Annotated in this window: 12 protein-coding genes and 2 pseudogenes; 5 read left to right on the top strand and 9 right to left on the bottom strand. The window is 43.9% G+C overall.

All coding sequences use genetic code 11. From position 1 onward, the window contains the following. Window positions 1-59: 59 nt before the first annotated feature. The 5 genes and pseudogenes from E7204_RS01945 to E7204_RS01965 form a co-directional block, all read right to left on the bottom strand. Window positions 60-2,198, bottom strand: coding sequence for a ribonuclease J (locus E7204_RS01945; RefSeq protein ID WP_295181029.1), 2,139 nt, complete (start codon window positions 2,196-2,198; stop codon window positions 60-62). Between the two features lie 498 nt (window positions 2,199-2,696). Beyond that, window positions 2,697-3,413 carry a uracil-DNA glycosylase gene (locus tag E7204_RS01950; RefSeq protein WP_295181031.1) on the bottom strand — a complete coding sequence of 239 codons (717 nt, stop codon included), beginning with the start codon at window positions 3,411-3,413 and terminating at the stop codon, window positions 2,697-2,699. Window positions 3,414-3,513: 100 nt separating this feature from the next. Next, complete coding sequence (locus E7204_RS01955; protein WP_295181033.1) at window positions 3,514-5,229, bottom strand: glycosyltransferase family 39 protein; 1,716 nt, start codon at window positions 5,227-5,229, stop codon at window positions 3,514-3,516. Window positions 5,230-5,378: 149 nt separating this feature from the next. After that, window positions 5,379-5,963: pseudogene (locus tag E7204_RS01960) on the bottom strand (DedA family protein); the annotation flags it as partial. Between the two features lie 339 nt (window positions 5,964-6,302). Further along, window positions 6,303-7,592 carry an adenylosuccinate synthase gene (locus E7204_RS01965; RefSeq protein ID WP_021842061.1) on the bottom strand — a complete coding sequence of 430 codons (1,290 nt, stop codon included), beginning with the start codon at window positions 7,590-7,592 and terminating at the stop codon, window positions 6,303-6,305. Window positions 7,593-8,018: 426 nt separating this feature from the next. Between E7204_RS01965 and E7204_RS01970 the strand changes: the two genes are divergently transcribed. Continuing rightward, window positions 8,019-8,555: a transcription repressor NadR gene (locus tag E7204_RS01970; protein ID WP_295181037.1), complete on the top strand. Its 537-nt coding sequence runs from the start codon at window positions 8,019-8,021 to the stop codon at window positions 8,553-8,555. Between the two features lie 173 nt (window positions 8,556-8,728). Next, entirely contained in the window at window positions 8,729-10,051 is a 1,323-nt protein-coding gene (locus E7204_RS01975; RefSeq protein WP_295181039.1) for an MFS transporter, read from the top strand. A 559-nt stretch (window positions 10,052-10,610) separates the two neighbouring features. Here the strand turns inward: E7204_RS01975 and purB are convergent. The 4 genes from purB to E7204_RS01995 form a co-directional block, all read right to left on the bottom strand. Then, window positions 10,611-11,903 carry an adenylosuccinate lyase gene (purB, locus tag E7204_RS01980; protein WP_295181041.1) on the bottom strand — a complete coding sequence of 431 codons (1,293 nt, stop codon included), beginning with the start codon at window positions 11,901-11,903 and terminating at the stop codon, window positions 10,611-10,613. A 147-nt stretch (window positions 11,904-12,050) separates the two neighbouring features. Then, complete coding sequence (locus E7204_RS01985; protein WP_295181043.1) at window positions 12,051-12,974, bottom strand: hypothetical protein; 924 nt, start codon at window positions 12,972-12,974, stop codon at window positions 12,051-12,053. 265 nt (window positions 12,975-13,239) lie between these two features. Then, window positions 13,240-13,452: a hypothetical protein gene (locus tag E7204_RS01990; protein ID WP_295181045.1), complete on the bottom strand. Its 213-nt coding sequence runs from the start codon at window positions 13,450-13,452 to the stop codon at window positions 13,240-13,242. 142 nt (window positions 13,453-13,594) lie between these two features. Further along, entirely contained in the window at window positions 13,595-13,837 is a 243-nt protein-coding gene (locus E7204_RS01995; RefSeq protein ID WP_295181047.1) for a DUF2922 family protein, read from the bottom strand. Between the two features lie 521 nt (window positions 13,838-14,358). Here E7204_RS01995 and E7204_RS02000 point away from each other — a divergent pair. The 3 genes and pseudogenes from E7204_RS02000 to E7204_RS02010 form a co-directional block, all read left to right on the top strand. Continuing rightward, window positions 14,359-16,644, top strand: coding sequence for a ribonucleoside-diphosphate reductase subunit alpha (locus E7204_RS02000; protein ID WP_295181049.1), 2,286 nt, complete (start codon window positions 14,359-14,361; stop codon window positions 16,642-16,644). A 192-nt stretch (window positions 16,645-16,836) separates the two neighbouring features. Continuing rightward, window positions 16,837-17,865: a ribonucleotide-diphosphate reductase subunit beta gene (locus E7204_RS02005; protein ID WP_156704110.1), complete on the top strand. Its 1,029-nt coding sequence runs from the start codon at window positions 16,837-16,839 to the stop codon at window positions 17,863-17,865. Window positions 17,866-18,362: 497 nt separating this feature from the next. After that, window positions 18,363-18,841, top strand: a pseudogene (locus E7204_RS02010) (3-deoxy-7-phosphoheptulonate synthase); the annotation flags it as partial.

The following is an 18,841-nucleotide window of genomic DNA, read 5'->3' on the forward strand; positions in this document are numbered from 1 at the left end:
ACCGTTTAAGCATACCCTTGAAGACACCCATAGCTCACAGTCGTTAAGACGTCAATGTCTTATACGTCTTGGATGATTGGTAAAATCATCGGACGACGACGGGTCTTTTCGTATAAGAATTTACCCAATGTATCGCGTACTTGCGACTTAATGGTAGCCCAGTCTTTCATCTGACTGGCTTCGCATTTTTCAATAACTTGTTCAATGCGTTTTTGCGCTTCGTTCATAAGATCTTCTGCATCACGAACATACACGAAACCGCGGGATACAATATCAGGACCGGCTACAATCTGGCCGCTGGCACGGTCCATAGCCATAACTACGATAACCATACCTTCCTGCGCCAATTGCTGACGATCGCGAATTACGATATTGCCAACGTCGCCGACACCGAGGCCGTCAACGAATACCTTGCCGGCTGTAACATGACCACCTTTGCGGCCCGTACGGCTGGTGAATTCGAAGATCTGTCCATTGTCGCCAACGAGTACGTGATTTGGTTTCACAATGCCCATGGACACAGCGAGTTCACCATGTTTTTTCAACATGCGATACTCACCATGTACCGGAATGAAGAATTTAGGGCGAACCAAGTTGAGCATGGTTTTCAAATCTTCCTGGCTACCATGACCGGATACGTGAATGCCGCGGTCACGACCGTAAATTACATCCGCCCCTAAGCGCAATAAGTTGTCGATAGTACGACCAACCGCTGCTTCATTGCCCGGAATCGGCGTAGCGGAGATAATAATCGTATCATTCGGCGTAATTTCGATAGTACGATGGTTATTGGTTGCCATACGCGATAAGCCCGCCATAGGTTCCCCTTGGCTGCCGGTTGTCAAAATCATGATTTCGTCATCGCGATAACGACCCATTTCATCAACATCAATCAAAGTTCCTTCCGGAATATTCAAGTAACCCCGTTCCTGTGCGATTTCAGTTACATTTACCATACTGCGACCCAATACGATAACTTTACGTTTGAAGGCCACAGCCGCATCAACAGCCTGCTGCAAACGAGATACGTTGGACGCGAACGTAGCGAGTACTACACGGCCGCGAGCTTCCCCTACAGCACGAAGTAAAGCAGGTCCTACGGTACTTTCAGATGGGGTAAAGCCCGGTTTTTCCACATTCGTGGAGTCGGACATCAAGGCTAATACGCCTTTGTTACCAAGTTCGGCAAATTTATGAACGTCCATCAATTTACCGTCTACCGGCGTCTGGTCTACTTTGAAGTCACCGGTGTGAACAACAGTACCTACCGGCGTTTCAAAATAAACGGCGCAAGCATCAGGAATAGAGTGGTTCGTCTGGATGAAGCCTACCTTGAAAGAGCCTACGCGAATTTCATCGCCCGCTTTAACGACATTCAATTTTACGCCGCCCACTTTATTTTCTTTCAATTTGCCTTCGATTAAACCGCAAACAAGGTTTGTAGCATATACGGGCACGTTGATTTCTTTCAAGAGGTACGCCAAGGAACCGATATGGTCTTCGTGACCGTGAGTGATAACTACGGCACGTACTTTATCTTGATTTTCAATTAAATAACTCATGTCAGGGATGACAATGTCAACGCCCGGCATATCGTTTTCAGGGAAAGCGAGGCCCGCATCCAATACGATAATGTCATCGCCGTATTGGAATACGGTCATGTTCTTACCGATTTCACCAAGACCGCCCAACGGAATAATCATGAGCTTATCTTTTTTATTAGCATGATGCTGGTTATCCGCCTTTACATCACCATTGCTGTGGGATGTGTGACGACCGTTAGTATTGGCGCGTTCGCCTGTATTTTTTTCATTGCGATTGTTATAACGTGTAGAGTTGGTACGATTATTCGTACGGTTGTTGGTACGAGCCGGTTTAGTTGTACCTTCCGCATTAGCCGCAGCATTGGCGGAATTTGTACTCTTACGACGCGGTGCGGACTGTTTAGTACCTTCGCCGGACGCATTCGTTGTACGTCGCGTGCCGGGACGACGAGTTTCACCGCTATTGCGATTACTATTGGTGCGACGTGTAGTGCGACGAGTTGTTTCGCCGCCCTGTTGTGCTTGATCGGCACCGGCCGTTTCAGTGGCTACCACATTTTTAGCTACCGGTGCTTTTTTCTCAACCGCCGGTTTAGGCTCATTAGCAGCATTATTGCTTTGGCCCGTTAATTGATTCAATAATTCTTTTAACATATATGTATTACTCCTCCTAAATTTTATATTTCCTTAAATATATACCTTAATCATGTACGTCCGTCGCGGAGTATACCTATGCTCCGATTCCTTGGTAGGATGTACGTAAAAAGATTCACTCGTTCATTATTAACTTGTCATCACATAAGCGTATGGATGCAACACAAAAGCAAGGACCGTTCTTTGTAAGACACGCCTCTTCGTCTGCATACTGCTTCTGTAAAGTTAAAGGGTAAAATGTGAAAAAACGCAACGATTACACATATTGTGTACCTGAAAAAAGAGCCGAATTATGACTCTTTGCACATTATATTAACCCAAAGCCGAACAAATATCTTACGAATAGTATACCATAAGTCATATAAAACGAAAAGAACCCCCGACAAATTAATCGAAGGTTCTCTATATATAAAACTTTTTTATTCCATGTCTTTTGCGTATACTAACTGACGATTACACTCATTTTATGCCCACGTCATCCGTCTTTACACACTGTCATTAACGCTCAATCACTGCCTTGAACTGCTCACGATACTGCTTGGCACCGCCGTTGGCGGGATGACGTAAGGCATGGGCAACAATACCTTGGCGCGCCAAAATATCCGCCGACTTGCGCCCTACGGCACAAATAATCGGCCTGCCACCATTGAACTCCTCAAGCAAGGCCATTAAGTCCTCCGTAAACTGACCGCCGACAACAATTTCTGTCTCCGTAGGCGTGCGATTCGTCAAAGGCTCATTGGCTACATGGGGATGAAAAGGAAAAATATTCCACAATATAGCCTCATAAGTAGAAATATTATTTTCCAAAAGAGCCGACCACACGACCGTATCCGTCGGTTCGTTAAACCCTTCCGAGCGTTGTTTATTATTGAGCGGTAAGGGGCTGTCGGCACTACTCGTGCGTTTGCCCAGACCGTCCGGCAAAACCATAACGGGCTTCACTTCATTATGAAAACCAAGGAGCATGCGCTCACAAGTAATGGCAATACCGGAAAAGCGTCCTCCCTGATACCCCACGGCCTCAGCCACAATAAGATAGTGACATTGTTGTACGCGTGCTCTTAAATACGCTTCCAATTGTTCCCGGCGCCACTGCGGTGCCGCCTCTGATACATCGATAACCGGATTGTAGTCACGCCACGGATTAAACACCGTATCAGAGCCTTCATACGCGGCCAGTTTGTCTATAAACCGACTAATCGAATCTTTCATACACCCTCCTAACCGGTACAAATTTAAAACCCTGAGTTGCATAAGCCTATTCAGCAATACAACCCAGAGTTTAACAAGTTCCGAGAAAACTATTTAAAATTTAACGCGTTTCGTAAATAAATGTCTTATTTTCAACTCGCAGTAATTTCACCATTGGCGCTAACGAAGAATTTTCAAAATGAGTCCGATACTTCTCAGGCACCAGAATCATCGCATGAAGCGCTACCGGATTATCAATCGGCATCGGTTCTGTCGGGTTTTTACCCATCGGCAAGCGAGTCGGCTGACCATTTTCATTCGTTATACGTTGCAAAACGCGCTCTTCATTATTAAGAGCCGCCTGAAAACGCTCCGTCACTGCTTCTACTGATTGAGCAGGCATCTTGTTTTTACCTTCCCAAGCATTACTACGCTCCTTATTTTTATTAGGCAACGCATCATCTTCAATTTTAGTCACTTCTTTGTCCGTATAATAAACGAGCGACGCACTATACTCACCATAATAATAGATGTCACCGTCATACTGAGCCACAATAGGTGCATAAGTTACCGATGAACGCTGTTCAACCAGCGGCTGAACCCCTTCATGAATAACAAGACCGGCAATGGCCATGGTCATAAAAGTAACTACTACCGGCAACATATACCGTTTCCGGTTCCAGTACATCAAGCCGGTCAAAATAAAGCCGACTACAATCAGTACATACAATAAATACCAGAACCCCCACGGCACATAAAAACTGGCCACGCCCAAAACAATCCATAAGAAGAAGGCCGGCCCCATAATGAGCCAAGTCAACTTACGAGGGCGACCGGGGCGCAATATTTTTACACCCCCGAAGGCGCCTAAAAAGCTGAACGGTACCAAGCTGATAAATGTATACGTCGGGTATTTAGTGGCCATTAAGGTATAGAACACTAATGTGCCCCAACCCATAATCATGGAGTAAATGTAGAACGGCTGTTTAAAACGCCAACCGTAATACATGCCGTATAATACCGTGCCCGTCCATGGCAATGAAGCCAACGGGAACATAACCAAGTAATACCACCAGTGGTTGGCTTCCGGATGCTCCGATTGAGTGGCGCGCACCACATTATGAAGGCCCAAAAAGCCATCGATAAAATCTTGGCCATGGGTCATATACATGTAGCCGTACCAAGGCATAACTACCACTAAAAAGGCCAAAATACCTTGCCATGCAAAGATGTAGCGAAGCATACGGCCCGAACGCATTACGGCGGCATATACTAAGAGCAAAATTCCCGGCAATACGAGTGCCACCGGACCTTTTGTCAAAACGCCGATGCCCGCAAAAAGGTAGGCCCACACCATAAACAAGGTGCGCCGCTCCGTAAGCCCGCGATAGGCATAAGCCAAAGTGCCGATAGTCGCCCACAAGAGCACCATATCCGTTACGATGCCTCGCGCCAAAACCCAGAATTCAAGGGATGAACCGAGAATCATGGCACTCCACAGCGACACCAAACGACGGCCGGAAATACTGCGCACTACCTGGTAGAAAAAACCTACCGACAAGGCTCCGAATAAAGCGGCCGGAAAACGAGCGGCAAAATCGGAAAACCCGAAAATTTTATAACTTAACGCAATAAGCCAATAAATCATTATAGGCTTATCATACCAATATTCATGATAAATCTGTGGCGATAACCAATCGCCGGACATGACCATTTCTTTAGCTGTCAATGCATAGTTCGACTCAACCGGATCGGTAATCGGCAAGCTGCCGTTGCCGATAGCAAACATGGCGAAGGCGATTAAGAAGCAAATGACGCTCAAGCGATGAAGTCGCATCTAATCCCTCCTTAGCGCTGTGTTGTATTATCTTGCACAGCATTGTTTTTCATTTCGGTTGTTGCCTCATCCGTAAGGTCTGCCGCTACTTTAGTTTCAATCTTCAAATCATCGTCAACTGAATTTACACCGGCTATATCTTGGTTGCGCTTTTTGTTGCGATAATAGCGAATGCCGAAGAAGACCGCAATGATAGCAAAAACAACTATCATAATAACTAAGAATTCATGATTGTACTCAATCAAATCCTGCCAATGTTCACCTAATTTTACGCCGAGCCATACGAGCAAAATCGTCCAAGGAATCGTGCCGAGTAAAGTCCAGATGATAAAACGTCCCATCGGATAACGGGCAATCCCGGCAGGGAAGGAAATAAAGGTACGAATCCCCGGCAACAGGCGGCCAAAGAACACAGCCGCACCGCCGTATTTATTAAACATTTTCTCAGCCATTTCAAATTTATGTTCATTGAAGAAAATATAGCGACCATATTTTCTAAGCAACGGACGGCCCCCATGTTCCCCCATCCAATAGGATAAAATAGAACCAACCACACCGGCAGCCGTAGCTACAATCATAGTCATATTCATCTCGAATACGCCTTGCGCAATCAAATACCCCGAGAAGCCCAACACAATCTCACTGGGAATCGGAACATTGGCATTTTCCAATACCATCGTAATAAACATGGCCGCATAGCCGTATGTCTCCAAAAATGAAATCAGGTAATCCACTGTTAATATCTCCTTTTACTTGTTTACAACTTACCAAACTATATTTCTCTTACAGAGTGTGTTAATTTCTCACATTATCTTTTATTTTACCATAATTTCTGCCTTTTTAACACAAAGTTATTACCAAAACGCATAGTTTATAAAAAGTTTATAAATTGCAAAACGAAGTTTATCAAACAGCCCATAACATCCGCTTCTACATGATATTTTCCGGTAATACTGCTAAAAAGCCACTGAGTCAACGAATTAACTCAGTGGCTAAATTACTTACTGTTTTATTGTGCTTTCATGCAAAAAAAACTATACGAGAGTTGTTAGGCTCCAACTATACAAGCGCTCTTAAGCTCCGAATACGTCTTCCAACACGATAGTCTGTTTACGGTTAGGACCTACGGATACGATACCGAGACGAACGCCGGTTACTTCCGAAATACGTTCTACATAACGACGAGCCGCTTCAGGCAACTCATCATAATGACGAATACCGCTAATATCTGTCTGCCAACCAGGTAACGTTTCATATACCGGTTCGCATTGTTCCAATACCTGTAAATCTGCCGGGAATCCTTTAACCGGTTCGCCGTTCAAAGTATAACCTACACAGATTTTAATTTCAGGCAATTTGTCCAAAATATCAAGACGGGTAATTGCCAAATAATCAAGGCTGTTAAGGTCAGCTGCATATTTAACTACAGCGAGGTCTAACCAACCGCAACGACGAGGACGGCCGGTTACGGTACCGAACTCATGACCGGTTTCACGGAGTAAATCACCGATTTCATTCAATTGTTCGGATGGGAATGGGCCTGCACCTACACGGGTAGCATACGCTTTAACCACGCCTACGATATTTTTCAAATAATTAGGACCTACACCGGCGCCTACCGAAGCACCACCGGAAATAGGATGAGAGCTCGTAACGAATGGATAAGTACCATGATCGAGGTCAAGCATAGTTGCCTGAGCACCTTCGAACAATACTTTTTTACCATCTTTGATGTAAGATACTACATTGTAATTTGTATCTTGTACATATTGGCGTAAACGATCGGCATATTCTAAGTAATCTTTTAAAATTTCATAGTAATCTACCGGTTCAGCGCCATATACTTCGCGCAAAATTTTATTTTTAATCTTAACATTGTACTGTAATTTTTCTTTAAAAACTTCTTCGTTCATCAAATCGCAGATGCGAATGCCGATACGATTTACTTTATCTGCATAGCAAGGGCCGATACCGTTCTTGGTCGTACCGATGGACAAGGCGCCTTTAGAGGCTTCTTCCGCTTCATCCAAGCGATTATGATATGGCAAAATTACATGAGCACGATTGGAAATCTGCAATGTTTTAGCACTTTTGCCTTGGCTTTCCAAGTTTTCAATTTCACCTAAAAGAACTTTAGGGTCGATAACTGTACCGGTGCCTACCACATTGATTTTATTGTCATATAAAATCCCACTAGGCAATAAACGAAGCGCAAATGCTACGTCATCAACTACTACGGTATGTCCTGCATTGTTGCCGCCTTGACTACGAACTACGACGTCCGCCTGTTCTGCTAAATAATCTACGATCTTGCCTTTTCCTTCATCGCCCCACTGGGTTCCGATAACCATACTAGTTGCCATAATATTCAAACCTCCATTTGTATCACATAGTGTCAGTTGTGGTATGGCCTGCTCTAAAAAAATTAATAAGAGCCATTCATACACCTCATTATACCACACGAATCAAAAGTATGCATTAGGTAAAACGGCGGAGGCATGGAGAAACGGAGAGGCTCCTCGGCTAAGGCTTGGTTTTGCTTCGCAAAAAGGCCCTCATCCGAGGACCTCTCCGTTTTCTCCCAAAGACCTCTCGCCGTGTTTATAATGCTGAGGAGGAGGGATTTTTTATATTGTTTCATGTCACTATAGTGCATGATTCTATAAAATGAGCTAAAATAATAGAAAACAGCAGTAAGTATTTAAATGTTATTCTATAAATTAGCAAAGGGTGTGGACGTGCACTGCCACAGCCTTATATTTCAATCCCCTATTTGTTGTCACAGCAAGGTGAACCAGCCCATGAAGAAAAAGGAAAAACGACGCCAAGAGCTCATAACTATATTAAATGAAAGTATAACACCGCTGACGGGTGATGAATTAGCTCAGAGTTACGGGGTTACACGACAGGTAATCGTAAACGACATGGCCGCGCTCCGTGCCGCCGGTTATCCGATTCGTTCCACCGTAAAAGGATATGAAATCAGCAAAGCTCCAACGCAGGGCGTTTTACGCACCATAACCTGCCGTCATAAGCCGGAGGATGTAGTGACGGAATTACACACGATCGTCGCCATGGGCGGCCTGGTTCACAATGTATCTGTCAACCACGACGTGTACGGGACGCTCACTGCCCCCTTGTTAATCAAAACAGACGACGATATTGAGGCCTTTTTAAACAAACAAAAAGAGTCTACCAGTGGTTTGCTCTCCAGATTAAACAACGGTCTTCACACCCATCTGATTGAAGCACCCACGCCCGACATAATGGATCGCATCATCAAAGCATTACAGGATTTACACATAATAGTAGCACCGGACGCATAACTGTCCGGTGTTTTTTCATATAATCATCTTGCTTACTTTTTTCAAAAAAGCCTTGCTATCTGATAATTCTTGCTGTATAGTTAAAAAAGTATACACATGGTCAATCTGTATACTTTTTAGTTTTTTTATTTCCACGTTTCTATTCTTAGGTATAAAAATTTAGGGGTGACTCGATGATTATTAATGAATTGAACACGATGAAACCTAATCGCTTTCATTACAAACTTTTACTCATTGCCGGCATCGGCTGGGCTTTTGACGCCATGGATACGGGCATTATTTCCTTCATCATGCCGTTATTAACCAAAGAATGGCATCTCACGGGCACAGAAATCGGTATGCTCGGCAGTGTAGGTCTTTTGGGCATGGCCATCGGCGCCGTATTGGCCGGTGCTTTAGCGGATCATATAGGTCGTAAAAAAATCATTACCTGGACCATGTTGCTGTACGGTATTGCCACGGCCCTATCAGCCATGGCACCTAACTACGAGTTTTTGCTCGTCTGTCGTTTATTGGTAGGCCTTGGCCTCGGTGGTGAACTCCCTGTAGTAGCCACCTTGATTACCGAATATTCACCGCAAGATTCCCGTGGCCGTTTCATCGTCATGCTGGAAAGCTTCTGGGCTATCGGTTGGCTTTTAGCAGCTCTCATCGCCTATCTTATCATTCCGATTTACGGTTGGCGTATCGGCCTTGCCATTGGGGCTTTACCAGCCCTCTATACCGGGGTCATTCGCTCCCACATGCCGGAATCCTTACGTTATCTGATTAAACAGCAAAAACTTGACCAACTGAACGCAACCATCGCTCAAGTAGAGGCCGCTACCAAGGTTCCTCTCACGCGTTGCACCAAAGACGATTTAACTATGTTAACAGCCAACGACTCTCGCCCTACCCTTGGCACGCTTTGGAACAAACAATATGCCTTGCGCACTGCTATGCTATGGATTACCTGGTTTGGCATTGTTTTCAGCTACTACGGCATTTTCATGTGGCTCCCTTCGTTAATCTATCAACAAGGTTTTACCATTATAAAATCATTCGAATACTTCTTAATCATGACCACAGCACAATTCCCGGGCTACATTTCAGCAGCCTATTTAGTTGATAAAATCGGCCGTCGCTATACCTTATCGCTCTATTTATTATGTAGCGGCATCAGCAGCTATTTCTTTGGTCATGCCACCTCGGAAGCCATGTTATTGACCTCCGGCATTTGCATGTCATTCTTTAATTTAGGCGCTTGGGGTGTTATTTACACCTACACGCCGGAATTATATCCTACCGAAATCCGTGGCCTCGGCTCCGGTTGGGCCGCCGGCATCGGTCGTATCGGTGGCATCATCGCCCCGTTTTTAGTCGGTTTTCTCCTATCCCATGAAATGCACATGGACTCAATTTTTTACCTCTTTGCCTCCGTCTTCGTCATCATTGCACTCGTAGTGTTGAGCTTCGGTAAAGAAAGTAAAAAACAAGCATTAGAAGGAATTAAGTAAAACGGCGGAGGGGCTGTCGGAGAACCGGAGGGCACTCCGGTGAAGCATAAAAAGAATGGTTGGCATATCACGTCCAAAGGCTTGAAGGAAGACCCTTTTACCGTGATACGCCAACCATTTTTCTCTAAGTACCTCACACTGAAGACCGCTCTGGTTCTCCTCCCACAGCACCTCGCGCCGCATTCACTATACGGGGACGAGGGAGGATGAGGTATCGCGTCCAAAGGCTTGAAGGAAGACCCTTTTACCGTGATACCTCGCCACTTTTTTCTATCATCTCATATCAGCCGCGGATCTCTCAGGGCTTCGCTCAGCACCTCGCGCCGTATTCACTATGCCGGGAGAAGGAGACAGAGAAAACCCCGATAAGTCCTTATCTAAGAGTCTTTTCTGCTTGCAGAAACCAAGCCTCTCCTCCTTCCCCACCTCCCCGTAATGAAACAGCGCGAGGTTATATGGAAAAACCCCGAGAAGTCCTTATCTAAGGGTCTTTTCTGCTTGCAGAAACCAAGCCTTAGATGAGGAGCTTCTCGGGGTTTATATATCTCGCGCTATTTTATTATAATCCGAATCTTGCCATAATCGTATCCACATGTCTCAACATACGATGTGGGTCGAAGAGATGGTCGATTTCTTCATCGGTAAGATATTTTTTAATATCCGCATCACCTTTAAGGCCTGCTTTGAAGTCTTTGCCTTCCAACCAGCGAGCCATAGCATGACGCTGTACCCAACGGTACGCTTCATCACGAACAGCACCTTTATCAACTAAAGCTGTTAAGATTTGCTGGCTGAAAATTAAACCACCGGTCAATTCAAGGTTTTTCATCATGTTGTCAGGGTATACCAACAATTTGTCGATAACTTTAATAGCCAAGGACAACATGTAGTCAACAGTAATTGTGCTATCCGGCAAAATTACACGTTCAACAGAGCTGTGGGAAATATCGCGTTCATGCCATAAAGCCACGTCTTCCAAAGCCGCCTGCGCATTGCCGCGTACCACACGGGCTAAGCCGCAGATACGTTCACAAGTAATTGGGTTACGTTTGTGAGGCATAGCAGAGGAGCCTTTTTGTTTAGGGCTGAAGTATTCTTCCGCTTCACGCACTTCCGTACGTTGTAAATGCCGGATTTCAAGAGCAATTTTATCCAAAGTACTGGCGATGATGGCCAAGGTGCTGCAAAGTTCAGCATGACGGTCACGTTGAATAACCTGAGTTGCAATTTTTACCGGTTCCAAACCGAGTTTTTCACACACATATTTTTCAATAAACGGATCGTTAACGGAGTAAGTACCAACGGCGCCGGACATTTTACCAACGGCTACGTTTTTCTTTGCATGTTCCAAACGTTCAATATCACGTTCAATTTCAGCCATCCAGAGGCAAAGTTTTAAGCCGAAAGTTGTAGGTTCGCCATGAATACCATGGGTACGACCAACCATTGGGGTGTATTTAAATTCAGCGGCACGGCGACGAAGTACATCGCGGAACTGATGTAAGTCTTCCAAAATGATGTCACAAGCTTGTTTCATCATAGAGCCGAGAGCCGTATCTTTTACGTCCGTAGATGTAAGGCCGAGGTGAATGTATTTGGCTTCTTCGCCAACGTATTCGCCGACAGCGGTTACGAAGGAAATAATATCATGATTCGTTTCTTTTTCAATTTCGTGAATGCGTTCTACGTCAAAGTTTGCTTTTTCACGAATAACCTTAGCTGCTTCTTTAGGGATAATGCCCAATTCAGCCTGTGCTTCACAAGCAAGAATTTCTACTTCCAACATTTGGTCAAATTCGTTGCGTTCGCTCCAAATATGGCCCATTTTTTCTCTTGTATACCGTTGAATCATGTGTCTTTAACCTCCATCGAAATGACTGAATATTACTCTTTCATTTTAACATAGTAAAAAATTAGGGTCAATAAACTTTGCCGAACGTTAATACACGTTTTCTACAAAACATTCGGATTTATAATAACACCTCATTAATCACAGCCCCTACTTCTGTTTGTAAAAATAAACAATCTCCGAACCCGCTTTATTCACAGCCGCACCGGTTACATACGCATGGTTAAATGTCGTCCCTACGCTAAAAATATAATACGTATAGGAATCATCCAAGTTCACCATATTGTAATTATACGAATAATAGCCTAGCAGTTGCTGCTGCGCTTTTTTATTCGTATCCGTATCGAATAACTGATCCGTTACATAATTTTCGCTATTTACGGAGTTTACGTCGATAATATCGCTCCAGAAATCACGCCACGGCCCAAGATTCTTTAGTTCAGGCGTTGTAACGATTTTATAACCAGGTAATAATTCGCGTAAACTGTCGGCAAATTGCATGTCTGAATTTGGTTCCATTTTTACATAAACCGAACGGCTATCTGTTAAATTAGTCTGCATAATCGCTAACTTAAGGGCTTCTCCGATATACGGTGCCATTTCGGAAGCCGTACCGGTGAAACTAACCTGTGCTTCCCCACCGGCTTTTATAAATTGCGGACTATAAAACACGGAGACATTGTTAGCAAAAGACGGAATCTGTTTTGGGAAACCGTCAAAATTCGGCACCAAACCATACTTCGAAGCATCCGTCATAGGGAAAGCTACCCGTAAAGCTTGTTCTTTATACAAGGAGTTACTTTCATTCGTAAGCACCGTCTTAGCCCCCGAGGCCGGCATAAACGCTTCTAACACCTGTTTTGGTATGCCTCGGTTTACATAAGGCGATCCTGCCTTAACAGCTTCCTGAGTCGCATAATTAACAACAGCGGCCAAATCTTTGTCGCTCCCGGTAAGCGCCGTAGTACCATTAGCTGTAGTGGCACTATTACCGGCGCCCAATACAGTGCCGGACACCATGGCCAACCCGGCCAAAACAAGAAATGCTTTCTTTTTCATATTAAACATTGTCATATATCATGCCTCCATATGAAACTAAAAATATAAGACATAAGAACTCTTTTATATATTTTTATTATAACTTAAATATAATATAACTGCCTATACTAAAGAGCACTCTATTTCAAATTTTTTCAATATAAAAAAACGGTGCAACCTGTTTTATACAGATTACACCGTTTTATTTATATTAATTTCCTAAAATCTCCCAGGTTATTTTACTAACATCACCCGGACTTTGTAGCGCTGCTACTTGTTCGGCAGCCCCACAGCCAAAGCCTTAAGCCTGTGGCGTCATGGTCGTAGTTTCTACGCGAACCACATCTTTGTACGGATAGGCACAAAGTTCGGCCATAGCCTGGCCCACTTCTTCAAAATCCGCATTACTAAGTTCCGGATTAACATTACCAATGCTTACGGATTTTACTTTATTATTACCTAAATCTAAACGAATCTGAATTTTTACTACTTCTTTTACTGTTGCGTCTGCCATAATTAGCCTCCTATATATTTATACTAAAATATGTACTACTTTACTCTTATGACCGGTTGCTGCTAACACAGCCAATCTTTGCTTCTGCCATGATAGCTTAACTTACAAACTTACCAAGCTACTAAGCCATATTGTCAACCGATTAATCAACCAATTGAGCACTGGTATTTTCTACCATAAAAGCGCCTTTATAACCGGTTAACACCTTACCTTTGGCACTGGTCATAAAACGTTTGGCAATCAACAAATTTGCCACTGTTTCGGCTGCCGTGCGGCTTACATCCGCTTTCGGTACACTGATGCGCACCGTAGTTTCCTTTAATTCATCATCCAATAATACAAGCTGTAATTCTTTTTTCAAAACATTCTTAGTTCCTGTAGCCATAGTTGCCTCCTAAAGTTAAAAATCGTCTGAAAACTCGTGTATGTATGCCAAAAAATCATACATCAAACAGAGCCCTTCATTTTGTCCATATTACTGAAAAGTACATGTACTATTGAGTTTCTCATCGTTCTCATTGACCGTTTGCAAACGTCATAAGCAAGTCATCGTTACTTGTGAACCCGCTTACACCCCTATACATTCTCACAACTTTAAAATGTCAAGTCATTAAATTCCACCAACCGAAATCTTCATTCATCATATGCAAAAAATTCAATACAGATTGACATTTCCCTCTTTCTTTTCACCGTCGGAAAATAGTATAATGAGGTGTATCTTGTATATGATAACTAATATCGTATACAAGATATTGATTTATAATACAACTCATCGATAGTACCAAATAGATGTATTTAGAGGGTATGAGTGTATCAACGGCTTACGTAAATACAGTGAAGTCACTGTTTGCGAGCCATATTTTTATGTGTAAATGTAGTACTTTGTAACGGGAAGGAACCTTATTCATGGCTATTATGATTAAAAAACGAGACGGCCATTACGAACCGCTCTCGGTAGAAAAAACTAAAAAGATGATTGCCTTCGCATGCTTGGGGCTTGAAAGCTGCGATCCTATCGAACTCGAAATGGACTCCAAATTACAGTTCGTTGACGGCATGAGCACCAAAGAAATTCAGAAGATTTTGGTTCAGACTGCAATCGAAAAAGTTATCCAAAAAGTAGACGACGGTTACGGCAACATGGTTAACCGCATGAACCAAGATTGGCAGTTTGTGGCAGCCCGCCTGTTCCTTTTCGACTTATATAAAGAAGCGGCCATCCAACGCAAATACAAAGCGTTCGGTTACGGCAACTTCCCTGCATTAGTAAAAAAATTAGTAGAATCTAATCGCTACGCGGACTTCTTCCTCACCCAATACACCGAAGAAGAACTTGAAGAATTAGGCGACTACATCAAACCTAAACGGGACTACCTCTTCAACTATGAAGGTATCAAATTATTGGCCGATCGTTACCTTGTAAAAGGTTACGACAAAGAAGTGTATGAATTGCCACAAGAACGTTTCATGGCTATCGCTATGCATCTGGCCCTCATCGAAGGGGATCGCAAAGTAGAATTCGCCAAAAAATTCTACGACTTAATGAGCGAATTAAAAATGACTACCGCTACGCCAACCTTGGCCAATGCGGGTACGCCGTTTCATCAGCTCAGCAGCTGCTTCATCTCCGGCGTTGACGATAACCTCTGGTCTATTTACGACGTAAACAGCAAATTCTCCCGCGTATCCAAACACGGCGGTGCCCTCGGTATTTACATGGGTAAAGTTCGTGCCTTGAACAGTGATATTCGCGGTTATAAAAACTCTTCCGGCGGCGTTATCCCTTGGGTTCGTCTTTACAACGATACAGCCGTAGCCGTTGATCAGCTCGGCAAACGTAAAGGTGGCGCTACCGTAACTCTTGATATTTGGCATAAAGACTTCTACGAGTTCGTAGAGCTTCGTACCAACAACGGCGACGATCGTCGTAAAGCCCATGATATCTTCCCGGCTATCGCTATTCCGGACATCTTCATGGAACGTTTGCTCGCCCGTGAAAACTTCAGCCTCTTCGCTCCACATGAAGTGCAGCAGGTTATGGGCTTCAACTTAGAAGATTTTTACGATGAAGACGAAAACAACAAAGCCTTCACCGAGCATTATCTCCTCTGTGAAAACAATCCTGACCTTCACCCAATCCAGGTCAGCGCTTTGGATATGATGAAAAAAATCATGCGCAGTGCCGTAGAAACCGGTACGCCGTTCATTTTCTTCCGCGACACCGCTAACCGCGCCAACCCTAACAAGCATGCGGGCATGATTTATGCCTCCAACTTGTGCCACGAAATCGCGCAGAACGTTGGTTTCACCAACCTCGGCGAAGAAGTGATTAATCCGGATGGCAGCATCACGACTAAAACAGTGACCGGCGACATGGTAACATGTAACCTTAACTCCATTAACCTCGGTCGAATCACCGACGAAGAATTGGAAGCCAATGTAGCCCTTCAGATTCGCATGCTCGATAATGTTATTTCCATCAACCAGTTCCCGGTACCGGAAGCTAAGATGACCAGCGAAAAATACCGCGCCATCGGCCTCGGTACGAGCGGTTATCACCACTATTTAGTGCGTCATCAGATTCAATGGGAATCGGAAGAGCACATTGAAGCAGCGGACAAATTATTTGAAAACATCGCTTACTACGCAATCAAAGCATCCATGGAATTGGCTAAAGAAAAAGGCGCCTACCCTGCGTTCAAAGGTTCCGAATGGGAAACCGGTGCTTACTTCGAACGCCGCGGTTATACGTCTGAACGTTGGCAACAGTTGCGCAAAGATGTAGCTAAATACGGCTTGCGTAACGGTTACCTCATGGCGATTGCCCCAACCGGCAGTACTTCCAATATCGCTAATACCACAGCCGGTATTGACCCTATTTTCAAAAAATTCTTCATCGAAGAAAAGAAAGGCAGCTTCACGCCAAAAACGGCCCCTGATCTCGATAACTCCACCTTCTGGCTCTACAAAGAAGCACACACCATCGACCAGCAGTGGAGCATCCGCGCTTGCGGCGTACGTCAGCGTCACATCGACCAGGCTCAATCTTTCAACTTGTATATTACACCGCAAGTTAAGGCCAAAGAGATTCTTAACCTCTATATCGAAGCGTACAAACAGGGTATTAAAACGATTTACTACATCCGCAATCAGTCCCTCGAAATGGACGAATGCACCAGCTGTTCTTCCTGATTTAAATTAAAACGATAAACGGTTTCAAAACCGGCAGTCATGCGAATTGTTATAAAACATCAATTACACTGGTATTTTATAGCCTTTTGATAAGCAAATATGACTGCCGGTTAGCCGTAAATTTCATACGATTAACCGCTTTAATATGCTATACTAAAGACAACAACTTATATAGAAAGGGTGAATGTCATTATGGATAAAAAATTAATTTTTAACGAACATGGCGAGCGCGGCACGGAAAGCATGATTGGTGGCAATACGACCAACTTGCGCGAATGGAACCGCATCAAATATGACTGGGCAACCCAGATGTACCGCACCATGCTCAACAACTTCTGGATTCCGGAAGAAATTTCGCTGAACGAAGATATCAAACAATTCCCGTTTTTGACCGACAGCGAACGCCGTGCGTTTGACAAAATTATTTCCTTCCTCAATTTCCTTGATTCAATTCAAAGTGAAAATTTACCCAACTTAAGCCGCTACATTACGGCTGCCGAAGTGGCCTCATTGCTTAATATTCAAGCATTCCAAGAAGAAATTCACGCTCAGAGTTACTCCTATATTTTGGACACCGTAACGAACCCGATTACCCGCGACCGCATTTATGACGAATGGCGTACGGACGAACACCTCCTCGCGCGTAACCGTTTCATCGCCGACATTTACCAACGTTTCAGCGATGATCCGTCGGAACATAATTTGATTCGCACTATCATGGCGAACTACATCTTGGAAGGGATTTATTTCTACTCCGGTTTCAGCTTCTTCTACACCTTGGCACGCCAGGGCAAGATGACCGCAACCAGTACGATTTTTAAATACATCAACCGCGATGAAGTAACGCACCTCGTTTTATTCCAAAACATCATTCGTGAACTTCGCATCGAACGTCCTGAGTTATTTACACCGGAATTGGAAGCGGAACTTACGGACATGCTCCGTCAAGGTACGGAAAACGAAATCGCATGGGGCCAATACATTACGGATGACAAAATCCTCGGTATCAACAATGTATTGATTGAACGTTATATTAAATACTTGGCTAATATTCGTTTAGAAGCCATCGGCCTTAAACATCTCTATCCGGATATCAAAGAAAATCCAATGGCTTGGATTGAAAGTTTCTCCAACCTCAATAGCACTAAGACGGACTTCTTTGAAGCAAAAGTTACGAACTATACGAAAGCAGCCGCATTCGACTTCGACGATTTAGAGTAATACAGCGTCATAAATCAAGCCAGGAAGGCCGGCACCTCGCCGGCTTTTCTTTTTTAGTCAAGCGCTATCATTACAATAAGCTCAGCAATAAGTCGCATAATCAACTAAATAATTAGTTTACCTGAAGTTTACGAATGTTTTGCAAAAAAAGACTTGCCAGAATAGAAACTTAGGTTTATAATGTTGGCAATCACTTTAAGAGAGGAGCCAATATTATGAATACTGCTATCAGCACTATGAACAGCCAATACTTCTATTTTTGGTTCTTTATCCAGGCAACGGGTAAAGGACTATTTGGGCTACGCTGATTTCGGTATCATTGTCAGGCTTAGTATAGTTAAGGAGCTACCCGTAGTGCACGCGGGTAGCTCCTTTTTTACTATCACTTAAAAGTAATTATTGAAAGCAACGAAGGTTGTACAAGCAGTAAAGGATTTGAATTTATGAACGAAACCTGTTTTCAAATATTCATAAGTGACGAAAGAGGAGAGATTACTATGATTATTACATTGAAGGAAAATGCTACCCCGGAGAAAGTTCAAGAGTTACGCCAAAAATTAGAGGCCCAAGGGATTACGTTACACCCCAGTCAAGGGGACAACTACTCATTAATCGGCCTCATCGGCGATACCTCACTCGTAGATAAGCGCCAAATTGAATCGTTAGATTTTGTTGAAAAAGTAACGCGCATTCAAGAACCGTTCAAAAAAGCTAATCGCAAATTCCATCCGGAAGACACCATCGTAGATGTTCTAGGGGCAAAATGTGGCGGCGGTCACTTTGCGGTTATCGCCGGACCTTGCTCCGTTGAGAACCCGGAACAGATTCGAGAAGTGGCAGAAGGCGTTAAGGCGGCTGGTGCAACCATGCTGAGAGGCGGCGCATTTAAACCGAGAACTTCCCCTTACGACTTCCAGGGCATGAAGGCGGAAGGTATTGAACTGTTACTGGAAGCCAAGAAAGAAACCGGTCTTCC

It is taken from the genome of Veillonella sp. (assembly GCF_015058545.1).
In the GTDB taxonomy this organism is placed as follows: Bacteria; Bacillota; Negativicutes; order Veillonellales; family Veillonellaceae; genus Veillonella_A.